At 75.4% G+C, this 16,903-nt stretch carries 13 protein-coding genes; 4 read left to right on the top strand and 9 right to left on the bottom strand.

Annotated features, from left to right (window positions below):
* Positions 1-245: 245 nt before the first annotated feature.
* The 8 genes from O7625_RS22085 to O7625_RS22050 form a co-directional block, all read right to left on the bottom strand.
* Positions 246-2,375: a transporter substrate-binding domain-containing protein gene (locus O7625_RS22085; RefSeq protein WP_282341168.1), complete on the bottom strand. Its 2,130-nt coding sequence runs from the start codon at positions 2,373-2,375 to the stop codon at positions 246-248.
* A 315-nt stretch (positions 2,376-2,690) separates the two neighbouring features.
* Positions 2,691-5,780, bottom strand: coding sequence for a M48 family metalloprotease (locus tag O7625_RS22080; RefSeq protein WP_282341166.1), 3,090 nt, complete (start codon positions 5,778-5,780; stop codon positions 2,691-2,693).
* A 94-nt stretch (positions 5,781-5,874) separates the two neighbouring features.
* Positions 5,875-6,498: a hypothetical protein gene (locus tag O7625_RS22075; protein ID WP_282341165.1), complete on the bottom strand. Its 624-nt coding sequence runs from the start codon at positions 6,496-6,498 to the stop codon at positions 5,875-5,877.
* 171 nt (positions 6,499-6,669) lie between these two features.
* Positions 6,670-7,764, bottom strand: coding sequence for a zinc-binding dehydrogenase (locus tag O7625_RS22070; protein WP_282341163.1), 1,095 nt, complete (start codon positions 7,762-7,764; stop codon positions 6,670-6,672).
* Positions 7,764-8,126 carry a hypothetical protein gene (locus tag O7625_RS22065; RefSeq protein ID WP_282341160.1) on the bottom strand — a complete coding sequence of 121 codons (363 nt, stop codon included), beginning with the start codon at positions 8,124-8,126 and terminating at the stop codon, positions 7,764-7,766. Before O7625_RS22065 ends, O7625_RS22070 begins: the two co-directional genes overlap by 1 nt.
* Positions 8,123-8,986, bottom strand: coding sequence for an extradiol ring-cleavage dioxygenase (locus O7625_RS22060; RefSeq protein WP_145920058.1), 864 nt, complete (start codon positions 8,984-8,986; stop codon positions 8,123-8,125). Before O7625_RS22060 ends, O7625_RS22065 begins: the two co-directional genes overlap by 4 nt.
* 38 nt (positions 8,987-9,024) lie before the next feature.
* Positions 9,025-9,822, bottom strand: a complete 798-nt coding sequence (locus O7625_RS22055) for a citryl-CoA lyase (RefSeq protein ID WP_282341155.1) — start codon at positions 9,820-9,822, stop codon at positions 9,025-9,027.
* Positions 9,804-10,964, bottom strand: a complete 1,161-nt coding sequence (locus tag O7625_RS22050; protein ID WP_282341154.1) for a CoA transferase — start codon at positions 10,962-10,964, stop codon at positions 9,804-9,806. The genes O7625_RS22055 and O7625_RS22050 overlap by 19 nt, the downstream gene beginning before the upstream one ends.
* Positions 10,965-11,214: 250 nt before the next feature.
* Here O7625_RS22050 and O7625_RS22045 point away from each other — a divergent pair, with 250 nt between their 5' ends.
* Entirely contained in the window at positions 11,215-12,675 is a 1,461-nt protein-coding gene (locus tag O7625_RS22045) for an amidohydrolase family protein (protein ID WP_282341153.1), read from the top strand.
* A gap of 59 nt (positions 12,676-12,734) precedes the next feature.
* Positions 12,735-13,550 (top strand): IclR family transcriptional regulator C-terminal domain-containing protein, encoded by an 816-nt coding sequence (locus tag O7625_RS22040; RefSeq protein WP_282341152.1) that lies wholly within the window; start codon positions 12,735-12,737, stop codon positions 13,548-13,550.
* Positions 13,551-13,632: 82 nt separating this feature from the next.
* On the opposite strand, the gene O7625_RS22035 is transcribed toward O7625_RS22040, so the two are convergent.
* The gene (locus O7625_RS22035) at positions 13,633-14,283 is read right to left on the bottom strand and encodes a TetR/AcrR family transcriptional regulator (protein WP_282341151.1); all 651 of its coding nucleotides are present in this window, start codon (positions 14,281-14,283) and stop codon (positions 13,633-13,635) included.
* Between the two features lie 188 nt (positions 14,284-14,471).
* Between O7625_RS22035 and O7625_RS22030 the strand changes: the two genes are divergently transcribed.
* Both O7625_RS22030 and O7625_RS22025 read left to right on the top strand, forming a co-directional pair.
* Positions 14,472-15,638, top strand: a complete 1,167-nt coding sequence (locus tag O7625_RS22030) for an acyl-CoA dehydrogenase family protein (protein WP_282341149.1) — start codon at positions 14,472-14,474, stop codon at positions 15,636-15,638.
* Entirely contained in the window at positions 15,628-16,767 is a 1,140-nt protein-coding gene (locus tag O7625_RS22025) for a CaiB/BaiF CoA-transferase family protein (protein ID WP_282341147.1), read from the top strand. The genes O7625_RS22030 and O7625_RS22025 overlap by 11 nt, the downstream gene beginning before the upstream one ends.
* Positions 16,768-16,903: the final 136 nt, after the last annotated feature.

Here is a 16,903-nt window from a genome sequence, read left to right as displayed (position 1 = left end):
TGGACTCCGGTGGGCCCGGGCCGTCCGACGACCCCGCACCCGGTCGGATCGGATCCACCTCGGGACGATTGCCATCACGGTAAATTAAAGTTTGTTAACAGTAAAGCGTCCTTACGATTTTTCTCCGCATGCCGGTGGACGGCCTGAGCCGACGCCTCGGGACGGCGCCGAGCCGGATCGACGTCGCCCGGCCCGCCGTGGCCGAGCACCGTCGCTGGCTCGGCCGCCCGGGACGGCGGCCGGGCCTAGCCGTCGGGACGCAGCAGACAGCGCGGATCCTGCACCGTCGTCGGCCGTTGCCGGCGGGCCAACGCCTTGAGCAACGACTCCCGCAGCGGCAGGCCGAACAGCTCCGCCGAGTCGCCCGGCAGGTCGACCAGACTGGGGCAGGACACCCGCGACCTGATGACGTCGTTGGCGACGATCTCCACCCCGCCCCGGTCGGACAGTACGGTGGTCGCCTCGTCGTCCGTCGAGACGACGTACCCGCGTAACTGGCGGGTCGGCGGGTCGGTGTCCGGATCGTTCGGGGCCGGTGACCCCGACGGGGCGGGGGTGGGCGGCGCGGCCGTCGGCACGGCCACCTGGATCGCGGTGGACGGCAGGATCGGCGTGCTCACCACCGCGTACAGCACGCCCAGCGTGAGAAGGACGGCCAGCAGGGCCGCAGCCCGGACGAAGGCGGCCACCTGCCCCGGACGCAACGGCCCGGTGGCACGGGTGAGCAGCAGTACGGCCGGCCAACCGGCGATCAGGGCGAGCGCCTGCTCCCCCTCGGCGAGAGCCGCCCCGACGGCCGCCCCGACGACTGCGGCGTAGAGCAGCAGGCCCACCGCCACCCAGCCGCGACCCGGCCGGCGGCCACCGACCCGGCCGGCGGCCCCGCGCCGACCGACGACCCGCAGCGCCAACGCCCAGGCCGGGACGAACACCAGCGGGGTACTGGCCGCGGCGGCCAGAATGCTGCCCCACACCGCCCATCCCGGTGCCCGGTCCGTCCAGCGGGCCACCGCGTACCGGTCCCGCAGCCGCCGCCGGTCGGCGCCGTCGACCGCCGCCCCGAGCACCACCGCGCCGATGATGAAGACCAGGGCGGGCAGAGCGGGGAAGACCCACACCACGGAGAGGCTCACCGCGGCGAGGAAATTGATCGGGTTGATGCTCTGCGCCAGCATCAGGGTGAACTGGCGGTCACCACCGGACTGGATCCACAGGTACAGCGCGGAGACCGCGACCGGCACCCCGACCAGCAGCGACCACACCCCCGGCGCGGCGCCGCCCGGCCCCGGCTCGCCCGCCGGGGTACCCCCGACGCGGGCCGGCCGGCGGGTGACCGTCCGCCCCGACGTGCGGCGGCGTCGCCGGTGTGCCAGCGTCCGCCCCCGGCGGGACCTCCCCGCCACCACGGGCGACACCGCCGCCGGCAGGCCGACGATCCCACCCGTGCCGTCCTGCCCGTCACTGCCGTCGCGCAGCAGCCGCCCCGGCGCGTACGGCTGCGAGCCGGCGAACCCCGCCTTGCGCAGGGTGGCGTCCATCGCCTTCTCCCAGGCCCCGGACTTCTTCTTCCGCAGGCTGGCCACCAGGAACGAGTCGACCAGAGCCTTCAGCGCGGGATCGTCGCGGGCCACCCCGATGCCGTACGCGATCGTCGCCATGCCGGGGAACGGGACCACCTTCCACCCCCGTCCCGCGGCCCAGACCAGACCACGCAGCAGGATCTCGTCACCGACCACCGCGTCGGCCCGGTCGGCGCTGACGGCGGCGAGGCAGCGCCGCAGATCCGGGGCGAGCAGCAGCGGGTGCCCCGACCGGGCGGCGTCGGCCGCGGCGGCGGAGCCCGGCACCACGCACAGGCGACCCGGCTCCGAGCCGGGTGGCCAGCCGGTACGGGTGGCCATCACGGTCTCGCCGATCAGGTAGGGGCCGGCGAACTCGACGACCCGTTGCCGCTCCGCGGTGATCACCAGGCCGCCGAGGAGGACGTCGACCCGACCCGAGGTCAACGCGTCCAGCCGCTCCGTCGACTCCAGCGGCACGAACTCGGCGGACACCCCGATCGACCGGGCCAGGAAGGTGGCCAGGCTGGCGTCGAAGCCGGTGAACTGCTTCTGGGCGTCCGGGTCCGTGGTGCCCGGGTCCTTGACCGGCGTGCTCAGCAGCGGTTGGTCGGCCAACACCCCCACCCGCAGCTCGCGACCGGCGATCGAGGACCGCCGCAGGTAGTCCGCGATGGTGGGGCTCTTCGACGCGACCAGGGAGAACGCGGCGGTGGAGACGGCCACCAGCGCCAGGGCGAGGAACGGACCGGTGCCGCGCCACGGATCCACCCGGCCAGGTACCCGGCCGGGCAGACGGCGGACGCGCAGACGCATGGCACCATCCCGGCGGGTGACGAGCGGCAGCGGACCGGCCGCGATCGGTTCTCCGAACCTGTCCACATCGGAGTCCTCAGTCAGATCATCAGGCGGTCGATCCGCCCGCATCCCCCGGTCGGCCACACCGGCTGTCGGCAACCGGACCCGGTCGCACCGGTCGTCCTCCCCGGCGGCAGCGCACCGCCACCGGCCGGTCGCACGGCGTCCGGCCCGGACCCGGTGTCCGACCGGCCGGGCAGGGGCAACGGTCCGCCGGGTTCCGACCGGCAACCAGCCGCGCGGTCGGGTGGCCGGGCCGGCGCATGCCGACGGTCAGGGCCGGTCGAGGGCGTCGACCACGGTGGTCACCACGTCGGCGAGCAGCCGCTCGTCCAGTGGCTCCGCCACCGCGACCACCGAGACGGCGACCAGGTTGTGCCCGACCCGCACCAGGACGAGGGCGCTGGCGCCGGTGATCCGGCTCCGACCACTGCCGACCGTCAGGGCGTAGTCGACCCGCCAGGACTGTTCGCCCAGCGCGGGGGCGGGCCGACCCCCGACGGTGAACCGCACCCCGCCGGCGGTGAACCGTCGACAGGCGGTCCGGGCGGCCCCGGCGGCGGCGAACACGGCCCCGGGCACCGGCTCGGCGTACGAGGTGACGTCGACGGCCACCGTGGTCGAGGCGATGCCGAGCCGGCCGGGCGGGGTGGCGTACCTGACCTCGCCCCGGGCCCGTTCCCCCGGCCGGAGCCGGTCGAGGTATCCGCTGCGGGCCAGGGGGCGGCAGTCGGCGGGCTCGATCGGGTCGTCGCCCTCGGGGGTGACCGGTCGGGTCACCCAGGACCCCGGCAGCGCCGACCGGGCGGCCCGGCTGACGGCCCGCGCCTCGGCGGTGGTGAGCCGCCTTCCCGGGACGGACGAGGTGCCGGACGCCGGGCCGGCGGCAGTCGGCCGGCCGGTCGGCGTCCCGCCCGGCGAGGTCGGCAGGGCCGGCGGGGCCGCCGCGGTCGGCTGGGACCGGGGCACGGACGGGGTGCCGGCCGCCGGCAGCGGCACCCGGGTGCCGGGCACCCCCGGCCCGAGCACCAGCAGCGTCAGCGTCAGCGTCAGCGTCAGCGTGGTCAGCGCCACCACCGGCGGCAACGCCCGTGCCGGCACCGGCCACCGGCGGCGGTCGACCCGGCCGGGCCGGGCCAGCAGCAGGAACGGCACCCCGAGGGCGGTCAGGTACAGCAGCCAGACCAACGGGTTGCCCACGGTCAGCCGGAACGCCGGTCCGTCGGCGGAGCGGCCGGCCAGCACCGCGTCGAGGTACTGGAGCAGCGCGGACCCGAGGGTCGTCGCCACCGCGGCGGGCAACGCCCGGCCGAGCCGGTCCGCCATGCCCCAGGTGATCGGGCTGGACCCGGCCGGGACGGCCCCGGAGGCGGTGTCGTCGGTCGAGGAGGCGGTGTCGGGTGAGGAGTCGGTGGCTGCGGGGCCGGGGTCGGTCGCGGACCCGGCCGCAGTGCCCGCGCCGGTCCCTGATTGCGGGCGGGTCGCGGTCGCCAGCAGGACGACCCCGCCGGCCAGGGCGGTGAGCAGCCAGCGGGCCTGCGCGTCGGCCACCGCCTCGTCGAGGCTGCCGGGCGGGGCGAGCCGGAGCTGCCCGACGGCACCACCCGTGCAGACCAGCACGGCGACCGCGACCACCCGGACCCGCGTCGACCGGGCCACCCGACGGACCCTGGTGACGGCGGACCGGCGGCCGTTCGGCGGCCCGCCGGTCGGCCGACGCCCGGTCAGGCCCCGCAGGGCGAGCAGCGCCGGCAGCCCGAGGGCGGGCAGCAGCCAGCCGGTGGCGGGCAGGTCGTAGGCCAGCCAGCTCCGGACCAGGTCGGGATCGTGCCATAGCGGAGGGAGCCCGGGTACCGGCCACAGCACCGCGACCGTCACGCCGAGGGCGCTCGCGTACCCGGCGAACCACCACCGGGCACCCGACCGGGCCAGTGCCGCCGCGACGAGCACGCAGAGCCCGACCGCGCCGGCACCGAGCACCGCCGTCACCACGGCGAAGGCCAGGCTCGCGGTGGCCCCCCGGTCGAGGAAGAGGTCAGCGCCGCCGGGCAGGGGCAGCCAGGCGGTGCCGAGGGTCGCCACGAACAGGCCGACGCCCGTGCCGGCGACCGGTCGCCACCAGCCGACCGTCGTCCCGGACCGGCGGGCCGCGGCCGCCCGGCGGCGCAGCGACGGCAACAGCCCGCCGACGATCAACACCGCGCCGACCCAGACGTCGACCAGCCGGGGCAGCCAGCCCAGCGCCGGATAGTGCCCGTTCATGACGAGTTCGTGGACGGCGGCCATGGTCACCACCGCCACCGCGCCGACCGCCACCCCCTGGACCAGCTCGCCGGCCCGCCGGTCGGCCGGCTCCCGCAGCGAGCGGATCCGTTCCGCCGCGGTCGGATGCCGGGCGAACAACCGATGCCACAGCGCCGGCGACCGCCGGCCGACGCCGACGCCGGAGCCGACGCCGACGCCGGAGCGCAGCAGGGCGGTCAGCGACCCGGCCGGGCCGCCGGCCGCCGCGTACCGGTCCGCGGCACGTTCGCGCGCCCGCAACAGCGCCGCCGCCAGCACGGCGACCAGGCCGGCCAGCAGCCCGGCCCGCAGGAACGCACCGGCGACGACCGCGTTAGGTCCGAACGCGCCGATCTCCAGCAGGCCGCCGACGGCGACCGCCGGCAGCGGCAGCCAGACGAGGGCCCGGACGGCGGCCACCCACGTCACGTCCCGCGCCCGGACGTGCGCCAGTTCGTGCCGCACCACCGGCTCGAACCGGTGCGGATCCCGGTACGCCACGGCGAGCCCGACCGGGAGGACGACGATCGGCCGCCGGCCGACGAGACCGACGGTGAAAGCCTGCCGGACCGGTGGGCCGGCGATCAGCAGGCGCGGCCGGTCCCGGCCGGTCAGGTGCTCGGCGGCGCAGAGCGCGCCGAACCGCCGCGCCGCCGCCTCGACGGTGAAGCGGCCACGATGGCGGCGCAGTCGCCACAGGTCGACCGCCGGCACCGCCACCAGCAGCACCGCCGCGCCGGCCAGCACGACGGCGACCGCGACGAGCAGCACCAGTGCCCGCTGGCGGGCCGGTGCGGCCAGGCAGTCGGTGAACCCGGGCGGCACCGGGTTCGCGGCGGTCGCCCCGAAGGCCCGCTCACAGGCGGCGAAGGCCACCGCCCAGGGCAGGCTGCGGGACCGGTCGGCGAGGAAGTACAGGTCTCCCGCACCGACGCCGACCGCACCGAGGGCCGCCACCACGAGCAGGTACCACCAGCCCAGCCGTTCCGGTGCGGCACCGGGATCCCGGCGGAACGCACCGACCGGCCCGGCGTCGACGGACCCCGCCCCGGATGCCCCGGCCGGGTCGGTGGCGGTCATCCGGCCGGAGAGGGCGGTCGGGTGTCGGCCGGGTCGGTGGCGGTCATCTCACCACACCGCCCACAGGGGACGGTCGGGTTGCCGGCCGGCTCGGTCACCGGTCGTCCGACGTGACCGTCGCGCCGACCGCGGCGTCGGCGAGCAGGTCGGCCGCCTCCGGGGTCAGACCCAGCGCGAGCGCGTGTCGCCGGCACGCCGCCCGCAGCCGGGCCGCCTGCTCGGCGGTCAGCTCCAGCGGCTCCGTCGGCGTCGGCGCCGCGGCGTCGGCCTGCCGTACGGCGGGCGGGGCGTCGACGGCCTGCCGTGCGGCAGGAGGGGCGGTGTCTGGCTGTGGCGCGGCGGACGCCGGGTGGTCCGCCGGCCCATCGGCCGCGGGGGTCGACCCCGAGCCGGCCGGCGGCGTCGGATCGGCCCGTCGGCGGCGGCGACGCCAACCGGCGCGGATCCCGGCCCCGATCCCGGTCGCCCCGAGGACGAGCACCTCGCTGCTGGCGGCGGCGACCGCCTGGAGGAACAGTTCGCTGACCAGTGAGGTGTCGATGCCGAACCCGACCGCGCTGCCCGGTGCCCGGGAGGTGCGGGCGGGACGTGCGCCGCCGGTACGCCAGTCGACGGCGACCGTGTCGAAGACCTCCAGCTCCTCGGGTGCGTACCGGGTCACGGCCGTCCGGGCGGCGTCGACGACGAGGACGGCGAACTGCGGGGGAAGATCGGGCACCAGTCCATCTTCGCGCTGCCGGGCAAGCCGACAGCAGCCGACGGTCAGGAATCGGTCAGCCGGCGGGGCGGGACGGGCCGGGCAGCGCGACGGGCCGAAGTCAGGCGGTCGGGCGGGTCGGGTCAGGCGAGGCGGGACGCGTCGGGCGGGACGGCGAGGCGGCGGGGCGGATCAGTCGGGTGGGGGCACCAGCACGATGCGGCCGGCGGCAGTGCCGGCCCGCTGGTCGGCCCAGGCCTCCGCCGCCTCGGCCAACGGCCGTACCTGGTGGGCGACGGTCAGCCGGCCGGCGGCGGCGTGCCCGGCCACCTGGGTGATCGCCGTCGCGCGTTCGGCGGCGGTCAGCTCGTTGTTGGTGTAGCCCAGGATCCGCAGCGATCCGCCGCGCAGGGTCGCCGAGTCGATCGGCGCGGTCGGCGCGGCCGAGCCACCGAGGTTGACCAGCCGCCCGCCCGGGGCCAGGGCGCGCAGGGCCGCCGCCGCCGGCACCCCGAACAGGGGGTCCAGCACCAGGTCCACCGGGCCGTCGGCGGCCTGCCGGAAACGCCGGGCCAGGGTCTCCGGCTCGTCGTCGGCGGTGAGCCGGACCACCGCGTCCGCGCCGGACCGGCGCGCGGAGTAGACGGCGGCATCGGACCGGCAGGCGGCCACCACCCGCCCCGCCCCGGCGAGCCGGGCGAGCTGCACCGCCGCCTGGCCGACCGCGCCACCGGCGGCCAGCACCAGCACCACCTCGCCGGGGCGCAGGCCACCGCGCAGGGTCAATGCCGCCCACGCGGCGACCGCCGAGAGCCCGAGGGCCGCCACCAGCCGGTGGTCGGCCCCCGGTGGCAGGGGCACCGGGTCGGTCGCGGGGACCACCGCGTACCCGGCCAGGCTGCCGTCGCCGGGGGCCATCCCGGCCCGGGTCGGGAACCAGACCGGGGTGCCGTCGTCCAGGGTGCCGACGCCCTGCACGCCGGGGACGTACGGCAGGGCCGGGGCGCCCAGGTAGGAGGTACCCGAGGCGCAGAGCAGGTCCAGCGGGGTCAGCGGCGCGGCGGTGACCCGTACCGACACCTCGCCCTCGGCCGGGACCGGGCGGGGGCGCTCGACCACGACGGGCGGCTCGCCGTGACCGGTGACGACGACGGCGGGCATCGACGCCGCAGCGGGCACCGGCGCACCGTCCGGGCCGGCGGTCGGCGATGCGGCAGCGGGACCGGCGGTCCCCGGCGCGGCAGCGGGACCGGCCGTCGGCGGCGTGTCGGCGGGGTCGGCGGTCATCAGGTGGCGATGTCGGGGTAGGGCAGCGAGAAGTGGGCCAGCCGCAGGCCGTACTGCTTCTGGTAGGCCATCGGTTCGGGGTGGTCCCGCTCGAACATGGCGATGAACAGGGTCAGGGTCAGGAACGGGTGCGCGCCGAGGGCGAACAGCCGGACGTGGTCGTGGCTGGCCAGCGCGTCGCGTTCCTCGTCGGTGAAGCGCAGCCAGGTGCTCGCCTCACCGGCGGTGCAGTTGAGCACGGCGTTGGCACGTTCGGCCTCCCACCAGGTCACCGTGCCCAGCGGGTCGGTGCGGTAGCGCTCGACCAGCTCCGGGTCGCGGTCGACGGTGTAGAGGAACTTGTCGACCAGGTAGCGGCTCATGCCGGCGCTCCGTTCGGGTACCAGGTGAAGTACGCCTCCATGGTGTGGAACAGGTCCAGGGTGTCCACGTGGTCGGCCTTGGCGCCCGCGCCGGCCACCCCCATCATCAGCATGAAGTCCATGAAGCCGTGGGTGGCGTTGCCGGGGGCGTGCAGGCTGTCCAGGGTCACCTCGGACAGGCAGCCGTCGAGGTCCCCGTTGGCGATCCACTCCACCGCCCGGCGGTCGAACTCCGGGTCCGGACCCTGCGGGCCGAACTGACGCGGCCCGCCCAGCTCCAGCGACAGGTGGCCGGTGCCGATGACGGCCACCCGCAGGTGGCTGGGCCAGCTCTCGACGATCTCCCGGATGGCCGCGCCGAGCTGGACGAACCGTTTCGGCTGCGGCAGCGGCGGGGCGAAGATGTTGGTGTAGATCGGCACGATCGGCAGGTCCGCCTCGGGCCGCAGCGTGATGATCGGGCAGGTGATGCTGTGGTCGATCCGCAGCTCGTTGCTGAAGGCCAGGTCGAACCCGGCGTCCAGGCCGGCGCGCAGCACGTGGGCCGACAGGTCCTCCTGGCCGCGCAGCAGCATCCGGGGCAGGCCGAACTCGCGCTCCTCGTTGTACCAGTTGGCGTCGTAGAACGGGGCCTTGCCGACCAGGAACTGTGGCATGTTGTCCAGCCAGAGCTGGTGGAAGTGGTCGGAGCCGACCATCACCAGCACGTCCGGCCTCGCCCGGGTGAGGGTCTCCCGGAAGGCGAGGATCTTGCGGGCCCACTCGTCGGCGAACGGGGGCCGGTCCTCGCCGGTGGCCGTGGTGGCGCGGTAGTAGAACGGATGGTGGGTGGAGGCGATGACCGCGACGACCTGGGCCATGGCCGCTCCTCTCGCAGACGGTGGAGGTGGTGGGGGGATCAGTCGGCGTCGTCCGGCACGTACCGGGCGTTGCGGTCGACGGTCTGGTAGATGTCCATGCCGAGCGGGCGGCGGCGCTCCTCGGCGAGGTGGCCGAGCAGGCCGGCGGTCCGGGCCAGCAGGGCGAAGCCGCGCAGCAGGTCGATCGGCAGGCCGAGGTCGGCCAGGGCCGCGCCGCACACCCCCGCCCCGTTGAGCGGCAGGGTGCGGCCGAGCACCTGCGGGTGGACCCTGCCGATCGCCTCGAACAGCCGCAGGTGCGGCCCGCGCAGGCCCTCCTGCTCGGCGATCGCGATCAGCACCGGGGTGCGCGGGTCGGTCTCCTTGTGCACCGGGTGGCCGAGGCCCGGCACCAGGCGCTTGGCGGCGCGGGCGGCGCGTACCGCGTCCAGGGCGACGGCGTCCCAGCCGGCGTCGTCGGTGGGCGCCTCGGTGAGCCCGGCGAGGGTGTCGGCGAGGAACCGGCCGCAGTCCTCGGTGACACCGAGGAAGCGGGAGCCGCCGCCGAGCAGGCCGGCGGCGATCGCGCCCTGCAACGCCTCCGGCGCGCTGAGGTAGGTCAACCGGGCCGCGATCGCGGTGGGGGTGAAGCCGTGGTCGGCCAGGGCCACCAGGACGGTCTCGAAGACGCGCACCTCGCCGGGGCCGGGGCGACGCCCGGCGACCAGCCAGAACGCCAGTTCGCCGAAGCCCACCCGGCCCATCAGGTCGCCGGCCAGGTCCTGGCCGAGCAGCCGGATGGTGGTCGGGTCGGAGGTGCCGATCGAGGTCGGGAAGTCTAGCTGCCGGTCAGCCACGCGCGGATCTCCTCGCCGTGTTCGTCGAGCGCGGGCGGCGGGGTGCCGTACCGCGCGGGGGTGTCCGAAAGGGTGATCGGGTGCCGGATGCCGGGCACCGCGGCGGCGCCCTCGCCGACGGTGACCACCGGGTCCAGCCCGAGGCGTTCGGCGAGGGCGACCCCGCCGTCGATGGTGTTGATCGGGGCGCAGGGCACCCCGGCGGCCATCAGGTCGGTGAACCACTCGTCGCGGGTACGCCGGCGCAGCCGCTCGACCAGCAGCGGGCGCAGCTCCTCCCGGTTGGCGGTGCGGTCCTGGTTGCGGGTGAACCGGGGGTCGTCGACCAGCTCCGGCAGGTCGAGCACCTGGCAGAGCCGGCGGAACTGCCCGTCGTTGCCGGCGATGACGATCAGCTCGCCGTCGGCGACCGGCAGCGGCTCGTACGGGAAGAGGCTGGGGTGGGCGTTGCCCATCCGGAACGGCACCACCCCGCCCGCGACGTAGCCGCTGCTGTGGTTGACCAGGCCGGACAGCGCCGAGGAGAGCAGGTTGACCTCGACGTGCTGGCCGCGCCCCGAGTCGTGCCGGTGGTGCAGGGCGGCGAGGATGCCGATCGACGCGTGCAGCCCGGCCATCACGTCGAACACGGAGATGCCGGCGCGGTAGGGCGGGCCGTCGGGGTCGCCGGTGAGGCTCATCAGCCCGGAGATCGCCTGCACCATCAGGTCGTAGCCGGGGTAGCCCGCGCCCGCGCCGGTGCCAAACCCGCTGATCGAGGCGTAGACCACCCGGGGGTTGCCGGCGGCGACGGTGTCGTAGTCCAGCGCGAAGCGGCGCAGCCCGCCGGGCTTGAAGTTCTCGATCAGGACGTCGGCCCGCGCGGCCAGCTTGTGCGCCACGGCGAGGTCGTCGGGGTCCTTCAGGTCGAGGGCGATGGACCGTTTGTTGCGGTTGATGCCCAGGTAGTAGGTGGATACGTCGTTGCGGACCGGGGGCATCCAGGTGCGGGTGTCGTCGCCGCCCGGCCCCTCCACCTTGATCACCTCGGCGCCGAGGTCGGCCAGCAGCATGGTGGCGTACGGCCCGGCGAGGATGCGGGAGAAGTCGGCCACCACGACGCCGTGCAGCGGGCCGGTCCGCCCCGGTGTCTCCTCCGCCATGCCCCACCCCTCTCGTTGACCGCCAGACGGACGAGTGTCCGCTCGATCAGTTTCCCGATGACTCTATGAGACGTCAACACCTCGGCTAAATTCTCGGGAAACTCCCAGGTCCACGCATTAGAAAGCAACCGGAGACACGACGGCAACGTGGTCTTGACATGGCCGGTGACCGGGAACACACTGGCGAAACCTGAAATGACCGTACAGCGGACAAGCGTCCGCTGAGCACCCCGGAACGGAAGTGGCGGCGATGAGTGCGAACGAGGGTCGGACACCGGCGGCGGGCCAACCGGTGGTGTTCCGCAACGGCCTGGTGCTGACCATGGACGACACCCACACGGTGCTCCCCCGCGCCGACGTGCTGGTGATCGGCGACCGGATCGCCGCCGTCGGCGCGGAGCTGGCGGTGCCGGAGGGCACCCGGGAGATCGACGCGGCCGGCGGCATCGTCATGCCCGGCATGATCGACACCCACCGGCACATGTGGCAGACCGCGATGCGCGGCTACGGCGCCGACTGGACGCTCACCCAGTACTTCGTCTGGTACTACCTGGAGTCCGGCAAGCTGTTCCGCCCCGAGGACGTCCACGCCGGCAACCTGCTCGCCGCCATCGAGGCGATCGACGCCGGGGTCACCACCACCGTGGACTGGTCACACGGCCTGCAGACCCCGCAGCACGCCGACGCCGCCGTCGACGCCCTGGAGGCGGTGCCCGGCCGGTTCGTGCTCGCCTACGGCAACCTGCAGCAGGGGCCGTGGGAGTGGGCCACCACCCCCGAGTTCCGCGACTTCGTCACCCGCCGCATCCACGGCCGGGGCGACCGGCTCGGCTTCCAGATGGCCTTCGACGTCACCGGCGACCCGGCCTTCCCCGAGCGGGCCGCCTTCGAGGTGGCCCGGGACCTCGGCGTGCCGGTCACCACCCACGCCGGGGTGTGGGGGGCCACCAACGACGACGGCATCCGGCTGATGCACGAGCACGGCTTCATGACCGACTCGACCGTCTACGTGCACGCCGCCACCCTCAACCGCGACTCGTACCACCGGATCGCGGCCACCGGCGGCTCGGTCTCGGTCTCCACCGAGAGCGAGCAGAGCGCCGGCCAGGGCTACCCGCCCACCTGGCAGCTGCGCCACCACGACATCCCGGTCTCGCTGTCCATGGACACCAGCGTCTGGTGGAGCGGGGACCTGTTCTCCGCGATGCGCGCCACGCTGAGCGCCGACCGGTCCCGGGAGCACCTCGAGGCGCACGGTCGACAGGAGACCGTCACCCACTGCCACCTGCGCGCCGAGCAGGTGGTGGAGTGGGCCACCCGGGGCGGCGCCCGGGCGCTCGGCCTCGACCACCTCGTCGGCGCCCTCACCCCGGGCCGCAAGGCGGACGTGGTGCTGATCAAGAACGACCGGTCGCCGGTGATGTTCCCGATCCTGCACCCCTACGGCCACGTGGTGTTCCAGGCCCAGCGCGGCGACGTGCACACCGTGCTGATCGACGGCCGCCTGGTCAAGCACGAGCACCGGCTGGTCGGCGTCGACCTGGCCGCCGCCCGCACCGCGGTCGGCCGCACCGTCGAACACCTCACCGCCACCATGGGCGTCGACGCCTGGGAGAAGGGGATGAACCCGGACGTCCCCGAGACGGCGGTGCTGGACAACCCGTACACCTACACCCAGTGGGACGCCGGCTCGGCGCAGTGGAAACAATAGCCGTCCGACGCCCGGCGGGTGACCACCCGCCGGGCCGGGGCAGCCAGCGAAGGGACTCCATGGGGCGCGAGACCGGATCCGACTTCATCGAGGCGCTGGCGCGCGGCCTCGACGTGCTGCGCTGCTTCCGTCCGGGCCAGCCGACGATGACGCTCAGCGAGATCGCGGCGGTGACCGGCCTGGCCCGCCCCACCGTGCGGCGCATCCTGCTCACCCTGGAGGAGCTGGGCTACGTCCGGGCCGCCGACCGGGGTTTCGCGCTCACCCCCCGGGTGCTGGAGCTGGGCGTGGCGTACGTCAACTCGCTGGGCATCTGGGACGTCGCGCGCCCGCACATGCGGCAGCTGGTCACCGAGACCGGCGAGTCGACCTCGCTGGCCCAGCTCGACGGCAGCGACATCGTCTACGTGTCCCGGGTGGCGGTGCCCAAGATCGTCACGCTCGCGGTGACCATCGGCACCCGCTTCCCGGCCGTGGCCACCTCGATGGGCAAGGTGCTGCTGGCCGCCCTCACCCCGGCGGAACTCACCGCCGTACTGGCCGTCCCGGGCCGCTCCGGCATCGACGCCCGCTGGCGGCCGGACCGCGACGAGCTGGACCGGGAGCTGCGCGAGGTGCGGGCGCGCGGCTGGGCCCTGGCCGACCAGGACCTGGCCGCCGGCATCCGGTCGGTCGCCACCGGGGTCCGCGACGGCGACGGCCGGGTGGTGGCCGCGCTCAACGTCACGGTGCACGCCGCGGAGACCTCGCTGGAGCGGCTCACCGACGAGCACCTGCCCCGCCTGCTGCGCACCGCCGCCGAGATCAGCCGGGACTGGGCCCGGCTCGACACCGTGCCGATGACCGTGCAGCCACCAGCGGGCCGCCCGGACTGAGCCGGGACACAGCGGAAAGCGGCGGGGACGCGACGGAGAGCGGCGGGACGGGAAACGGCCGGGCTCAGGCGGGCGGCGGGGCTCAGGCGGACGGCGGGCGGCCCGTCGCGGGCGGGCCGTCGGCGATGGCGGGGAAGACCTGCTCCACGATGGTCAGCAGGGTGGCGGTCAGCAGCAGGTGCACCTGGGAGCGGTCCAGGGTGCCCCGCTGGAGCCACTCCCGGGCGGTCGACGTGGCCAGCCCGCCGTACGCCCGGATCATGCCGCGCAGCTCCGTGCGGTGGGCGGTCACGTCGGCCAGCCCCACCGCGACGAGCACGCTGTCCGCCGCGACCTCCTCGGCCCCGGTCAGCACCAGGGCGACGTCCGGGTCGTGGCCCATCCCCCCGGCGGTCACCGCGGCCAGCCAGGAGCTGCGGTGCCGGGACACCACGTCGAGGAACCAGGTGACGCTGGCGTCGACCCGGGTCCGCAGGTCCCCGGCGGGCAGCCCCGCGACGGCCACCTCGGGGACGGTCACCATCACCCGGATGACCTCCAGGTAGAGCTGCTTCTTGGTGCCGAAGTAGTGGTTGACCAGGCCCCGCGCCACCCCGGCCGCGCGGGCGATGTCGGTGGTCGACACGTCCGCGTAGGGGCGCTCGCCGAACAGCCGGACCGCGCAGGCGAGGATCTGGCCCCGCCGGGCGTCGGGCTCCAGCCGCCGTCGCCGGGGTGCGGTGTCAACGCTCACCCACCGACCCTACCGGCCGCCCGGCGGGGCGGATTCCGGGTCGGGGCGGTCCCGCCAGCCGGGCGATCGGCGGCGCGGCCCGCCGCACCCGCCGCACGACCCGACCGCACCCGACGTACGGGGCCCGGCCGCACCCGCGACGATCAGGACTCGTTGACACATCGCCAACACGGCGTGAGGGTGTAACCATGCCGACGCCCGGACTCGACCACTACACCTCCCCCTGGCGCGAGCCCGAGCACGACGACCTCGCCGACCTGGCCCGCGACTTCTTCACCCGGGAGGTGCTGCCGCACACCGAGCGGCTGCTGGCCCAGGGCCATCCGGACCGCGACCACTACCGGCGGGCCGGCGAGCTGGGCCTGCTCGGTCTCTCCGTCCCCGAGGAGTACGGCGGCGGGGGCGGCGGCTTCAGCCACGAGGCGGTGCTGCTGCACGAGCAGGCGCACGTCGGGGAGAGCACCCTCGGCCTCGGCGTGCACAGCGGCATCGTCACCGGCTACCTGGTCGCCTACGGCAGTGCCGAGCAGAAGCGGCGCTGGCTGCCCGGACTGTGCCGGGGGGAGTTGGTGGGGGCGATCGCGATGACCGAACCCGACGGCGGTTCCGACCTGCAGGCGATGCGGACCCGGGCCGTCCGCGACGGCGACGACTACCTGGTCACCGGGGCCAAGACGTTCATCAGCAACGGCGGCCTCGCCGACCTGGTCGTCCTGGCCGTCAAGACCGACCCCCGGCAGCGGGCCGCCGGCATCTCCCTGCTGGTCTGCGAGGTCGGCGACGACCCGGAGGGTTTCCGGCGGGGCCGGCTGCTGTCCAAGATCGGACTGCACGGCAACGACACCGCCGAGCTGTTCTTCGACGGTCTGCGGGTGCCGGCGGCGAACCTGCTCGGCGGGGCCGAGGGGCTCGGCTTCGGCCAGATGATGCGGCAACTGCCCCAGGAACGCCTGGTCATCGGCGTCTCGGCGGTGGCGGCGATGCAGCGGGCGGTGGAGCTGACCACCGCGTACGTCAAGGAACGCACCGCCTTCGGCCGGCCGCTGATCGACCACCAGAACACCCGGATGGTGCTGGCCGAGTGCGCCACCCGTACCCGGGTCAGCCGGGTCTTCCTCGACGACTGCATCAGCCGGCACGACCGGGGTGAGCTGGACGTGGCCACCGCGGCGATGGCGAAGGCCTGGCTCACCGAGGGGCAGTGCGAGGTCGTCGACCGCTGCCTGCAGCTGTTCGGCGGCTACGGGTACACCACCGAGTACCCGATCGCCCGGATGTACGCCGACGCCCGGGTGCAGAAGATCTACGGCGGGACCAACGAGATCATGAAGGAGCTGATCGCCCGTGCCCTCTGACGCCGACGCGCCCGCCACCGGGCCGCTGGCCGGGGTGCGGGTGGTGGAGCTGGCCAGCCTGGCCCCGGCGCCGTTCGGCTGCATGGTGCTGGCCGACCTCGGCGCGGACGTGGTGCGGGTCGACCGGCCGGACGGTCCCGCCCCGGGGCGGCTGGCCGCCCCGTCGACCGGGCCGCTGCACCGGGGCCGCCGGGTCACCGCACTGGACCTGAAGACCCCCGCCGGACTGGCCGACCTGCTGCGCCTGGTCGAGCGGGCCGACGTGCTGGTCGAGGCGTACCGGCCGGGGGTGGCCGAACGGCTCGGGCTCGGCCCGCGCGTCTGCCGGGAGCGCAATCCCCGCCTGGTGTACGCCCGGCTGACCGGCTGGGGTCAGGACGGCCCGCTGGCCGACCGTGCCGGGCACGACATCGACTACATCGCGGTGGCCGGCGCGCTGGAGCCGCTGGGCCGCGCCGGTGGCCCCCCGCACGCCCCGCTGAACCTGCTCGGCGACTTCGCCGGGGGCGGGATGCTGCTCGCCACCGGCGTGCTGGCCGCCCTGCTGGAACGGGAACGCTCCGGCCTGGGCCAGGTGGTCGACGCCGCGATGGTCGACGGGTCGGCGCTGCTCACCGCGTTCCTGCACGGGATGGTCGCCGCCGGCCGGTGGTCCGCGCCGCGCGGCGGCAACCTGCTCGACGGCGGTGCCCCGTTCTACGACACCTACCGCACCGCCGACGACCGGTTCGTGGCGGTGGGCGCGCTGGAGCCGGCGTTCTACGCCGCGCTGCTGACCGGGCTGGGCCTGGCCGACGATCCGGGGCTGCCCGCGCAGTACGACCCGGACGGCTGGCCGGAGCTGCGCCGCCGGTTCACCGCCCGGTTCGCCGCGCGCACCCGCGACGAGTGGACGGCGGTCTTCGGCGGGCTCGACGCGTGTGTCGCGCCGGTGCTCGCCCCCACCGAGGCGCACCGCCACCCGCACAACGCCGCCCGGGGCACCTTCGTCGAGGTGGGGGGCGAGGTGCAGCCGGCACCCGCGCCCCGGTTCGCCCGGACACCGGCCCCGCCGCCCCGCCCGGCCCCGGACCCGACGCAGCCGCTGGACGTCGCCACCGTGCTCGACGGCTGGCCCGCCCGACCCTGACCGGGCGGCCCCGCCCCCGCCGTTCCGCCGCGCGCCCGGCGTCGGGTTTGCCGGGATTCATCGATGTCGATACGGTGCAGCGGAGAGACCGCCCGGCGGCCCGTCCCGGCCGTACCCCACCACCGCGGAAGGAGCC

It is taken from the genome of Micromonospora sp. WMMD714 (assembly GCF_029581315.1).
Lineage (GTDB): Bacteria > Actinomycetota > Actinomycetes > Mycobacteriales > Micromonosporaceae > Micromonospora > Micromonospora rifamycinica.
The sequence above is the reverse complement of the archived record's forward strand: the minus strand, read 5'-3'. Positions and strand labels throughout refer to the sequence as shown.

What these genes read in the sequence shown, in the direction of transcription:
- O7625_RS22085 (WP_282341168.1), bottom strand. Translation starts at nt 2,375, where the DNA reads ATGCGTCTGCGCGTCCGCCGTCTGCCCGGCCGGGTACCTGGCCGGGTG.
- O7625_RS22080 (WP_282341166.1), bottom strand. Translation starts at nt 5,780, where the DNA reads ATGACCGCCACCGACCCGGCCGGGGCATCCGGGGCGGGGTCCGTCGAC.
- O7625_RS22070 (WP_282341163.1), bottom strand. Translation starts at nt 7,764, where the DNA reads ATGACCGCCGACCCCGCCGACACGCCGCCGACGGCCGGTCCCGCTGCC.
- O7625_RS22065 (WP_282341160.1), bottom strand. Translation starts at nt 8,126, where the DNA reads ATGAGCCGCTACCTGGTCGACAAGTTCCTCTACACCGTCGACCGCGAC.
- O7625_RS22060 (WP_145920058.1), bottom strand. Translation starts at nt 8,986, where the DNA reads ATGGCCCAGGTCGTCGCGGTCATCGCCTCCACCCACCATCCGTTCTAC.
- O7625_RS22050 (WP_282341154.1), bottom strand. Translation starts at nt 10,964, where the DNA reads ATGGCGGAGGAGACACCGGGGCGGACCGGCCCGCTGCACGGCGTCGTG.
- O7625_RS22045 (WP_282341153.1), top strand. Translation starts at nt 11,215, where the DNA reads ATGAGTGCGAACGAGGGTCGGACACCGGCGGCGGGCCAACCGGTGGTG.
- O7625_RS22040 (WP_282341152.1), top strand. Translation starts at nt 12,735, where the DNA reads ATGGGGCGCGAGACCGGATCCGACTTCATCGAGGCGCTGGCGCGCGGC.
- O7625_RS22030 (WP_282341149.1), top strand. Translation starts at nt 14,472, where the DNA reads ATGCCGACGCCCGGACTCGACCACTACACCTCCCCCTGGCGCGAGCCC.